The organism is Mesorhizobium sp. M5C.F.Ca.IN.020.32.2.1, from assembly GCF_004023105.1.
GTDB lineage: Bacteria > Pseudomonadota > Alphaproteobacteria > Rhizobiales > Rhizobiaceae > Mesorhizobium > Mesorhizobium wenxiniae.
Window position 1 is genome coordinate 1 of the sequence record NZ_RZSX01000876.1, and the last position, 2,553, is coordinate 2,553.

Genomic DNA, 2,553 nt, shown 5'->3' on the forward strand with positions numbered 1-2,553 from the left:
GCGCGTAAGGCGCGCTCCGCTGGTATGCAATGCCATTTTCGGAGACTGTTTCTGTATGCATCACCACGCGTCTAAGACGCTGGATCGCCGCTCTTGATCGCGCGCGCCATCCCGCGTGTTTTTCTTTGATTGAGTTTCCAATTGGATTAGCTGCACAAGAGATGCAGGAGGGAGAGTTGCATGCCGATTCATCAAAAAGCTAAAGAAGCCGGCGTCTTCAGTTCGTCCGAAGTGGCCTTGCTCGGCCGCGTCTTCGAGAGGTTGACGATCGAGGGTCAATCCCCGCAGCGACGTGAAGCGATCGCGTCCCGCATCATCGCAAACTACCAAGCCGGAATCACGGACGAGGAAGAACTGTTTTCGGCGTCGAAACTCCCTTTAGGACGCTAAACTGGTATAAGGCTTCCGCCGCGACGCCACTCAAATCTCGCCCAGCCAGTGGTATTTAAAGCAAGGAAATCATACGCGGCCGGGCATCTCGTCGTCGCGTCCTCTATTAGTCCCTCCGAGATCGCTGGCCTGCGATGTTCCATCGGCACAGATCATGACGGCATCGGCAAGGTCGTAGCGATCGTCGATGTCAGGCTTTGGCCACTCGGACAGCCCAGTCCATTCAGGTACTTTTTATCTTGCCGTTCATTCCATTGGGGTAAAAGCCACCCTTGCTCGCACCTTCCTGATCGGTGAGATACACGATGCGCAACACCTCTTGCGGTGTTCGGGTGAAGGCTATCGCATCCGGTGTCGAAGGAACGATGTTTGCCTTGCCGTCTATCTGGATGCCTTGGTCCTTGTCGTCCGATCCGTCGATCTTGTCACGCGCGTCGGAGACCGCGTTGGCGGCTTTCCAGGCCTGTTCGCCCTTTCGGTAGAGCGTCGATCGCGCCATTCCCATGTGGTAAGCCTCAACGGCCAGTATTCCAGCGGCGGCGGCGAGGAAATCCTTGTTCTTCAACACTGTCGCCGCGCCGGCATAGGCGGTAACACCAACATCCTCGAAGAGCATTCCGCCAAGGACGAAGTTCGTCTCATTACCGAAGGGATCGAAGTCCTCCCCTAGCGCTGCAGCCTTTGCGACGGCTGCGAAGCCAGCTTCGAAATCGATGGTCGGCCTAGGCACAGCCTGGTCTCCGAGGGTCTTGCGATAGAACCTCACGTGAGCCAGTTCGTTTTCTGCCACCTCGGCCATGAACTCGCCGATGGCAGGCGTTTCGAAGGAAACCTGCTTGCCGCCGGTCACCTGGCCCGCATCCGCACCTGCATCGGAATCATCGATTCCTTTCCCGGTCGTGCCGCGCAGGTAATACTCAGCCTCCATGTACTCCAGATTGAGTGCGAACTGGAAGATATCCTCATCCTGTACCTCACTGGCCTCGTCGGCGAGCGATACTGAAGCGCGGCCTACAGTCGAGGCAAGCGTCGCGCCCAAGCCAAACTGCAAAAGGCGGCGGCGGGGAAGAATAAGTGAAGGGATCGCACGGAACATGACTTCCTCCTAATGCCCGCCCGGCGTCAGTCTTGGCTCCTCAAGCGCGGGCCAGTTAACCAAACATCGCCGCAGTCCAAAGGTTCCAGGATCTGGTTGTGGCGGCGGGTCGGAAGTTCAGGCGATGGTCGGAACCAACGCACGACATTAGGCATCCACCCCTTACGCCGCCACCCCGGTGCGGAAAAGGCAAGCCAGCCAAACAGCCCAACGACACCGACCATTGCGATCCAGCCGACGATCAGCCGCGTCCGGGTCTGCGCCGTCGGCATGCGCAACTCATCGACCTTGGGCCACATAACATGGAGGTAGCCGTCCGGCTCGGCCGCGAGCGCTTTGTCCTCAGTGTCGACCTCGAGTATCACTCCAGGCATTGGTCGCTTGCCGCTGCTCACCATGATGTGCACAGGCGCCATCGCGGCAATAACTTGCCCATCGCGCTTGTATCCGACAGCGACACCGGCAGGTTTCTTGTTTGGGATCGCCTTGAGATCTACCTCGATGAGGTCGGCTCGTTCCCCAATGCACAATTCGACGATCAGGTCGACGCCTTCGCCGATGCTCTGAATGAGTTGGCGTTGGGGTCGACCTTCACGCTCGATAAGGTTTAGGTGTCGATATACTCCGGCATGTCCGTGAGCTGGTCCTCCGTCCATGTGGTGACGGCGTGAACATCGCCGTCTTCGTCCCGCATAAACTCTAATTGGCTGGCAGGAACCGCTACTGACTTCGCACCAATACCGAGGAAGCCGCCGACGTCGATAATGACTGTGGCGGTACTCCCGGTGCCGTCGACACGTGAGACCGATCCGATGTTCTCATCATCGGGGCCGTAGATCGTGGCATCCTCGAGGATATCGGGTGTGAGTTCCGCCTCAGTTAGGCGGACATGATTGGTGTGGTCCATTGCTTTGGGTCCTTTTGGGTTCGAATGGCCTTAATCCCCGACAAGGCCATCTGTTCCGAAGGAAGCCAGGTAGATGGCAAATGTGATCCCGCCGTTTCGCGACAGCCTGACCAATCCCCGCTGGACAGAGCGCAGATTTTTGGAGCTGCCGCCCACCAAC

The 2,553-nt window shown here is 58.1% G+C and carries 4 protein-coding genes; 2 read left to right on the plus strand and 2 right to left on the minus strand.

All coding sequences use genetic code 11. The features are described 5' to 3' along the window. The first annotated feature begins 180 nt into the window (after nucleotides 1–180). Nucleotides 181–390, plus strand: coding sequence for a hypothetical protein (locus EOA86_RS30230; protein WP_127212448.1), 210 nt, complete (start codon nucleotides 181–183; stop codon nucleotides 388–390). Between the two features lie 223 nt (nucleotides 391–613). Here EOA86_RS30230 and EOA86_RS30235 read toward each other — a convergent pair whose 3' ends face one another. Next, on the minus strand, nucleotides 614–1,486 hold the full coding sequence (locus tag EOA86_RS30235) for a ferritin-like domain-containing protein (protein WP_128344977.1): 873 nt from the start codon (nucleotides 1,484–1,486) through the stop codon (nucleotides 614–616). A gap of 302 nt (nucleotides 1,487–1,788) precedes the next feature. Here EOA86_RS30235 and EOA86_RS30240 point away from each other — a divergent pair, with 302 nt between their 5' ends. Beyond that, a complete protein-coding gene (locus tag EOA86_RS30240) occupies nucleotides 1,789–2,097 on the plus strand; it encodes a hypothetical protein (protein WP_128344979.1) in 309 nt (102 codons plus the stop codon). Here EOA86_RS30240 and EOA86_RS30245 read toward each other — a convergent pair. Continuing rightward, a complete protein-coding gene (locus EOA86_RS30245) occupies nucleotides 2,094–2,393 on the minus strand; it encodes a PRC-barrel domain-containing protein (RefSeq protein ID WP_128344980.1) in 300 nt (99 codons plus the stop codon). The genes EOA86_RS30240 and EOA86_RS30245 overlap by 4 nt on opposite strands. Between the last annotated feature and the right edge of the window lie 160 nt (nucleotides 2,394–2,553).

Bases quoted from the DNA above. Each gene is read 5' to 3' on its own strand.
- EOA86_RS30235 (WP_128344977.1), bottom strand. From the start codon at position 1,486: ATGTTCCGTGCGATCCCTTCACTTATTCTTCCCCGCCGCCGCCTTTTG.
- EOA86_RS30240 (WP_128344979.1), top strand. From the start codon at position 1,789: ATGGAGGTAGCCGTCCGGCTCGGCCGCGAGCGCTTTGTCCTCAGTGTC.
- EOA86_RS30245 (WP_128344980.1), bottom strand. From the start codon at position 2,393: ATGGACCACACCAATCATGTCCGCCTAACTGAGGCGGAACTCACACCC.
- EOA86_RS30230 (WP_127212448.1), top strand. From the start codon at position 181: ATGCCGATTCATCAAAAAGCTAAAGAAGCCGGCGTCTTCAGTTCGTCC.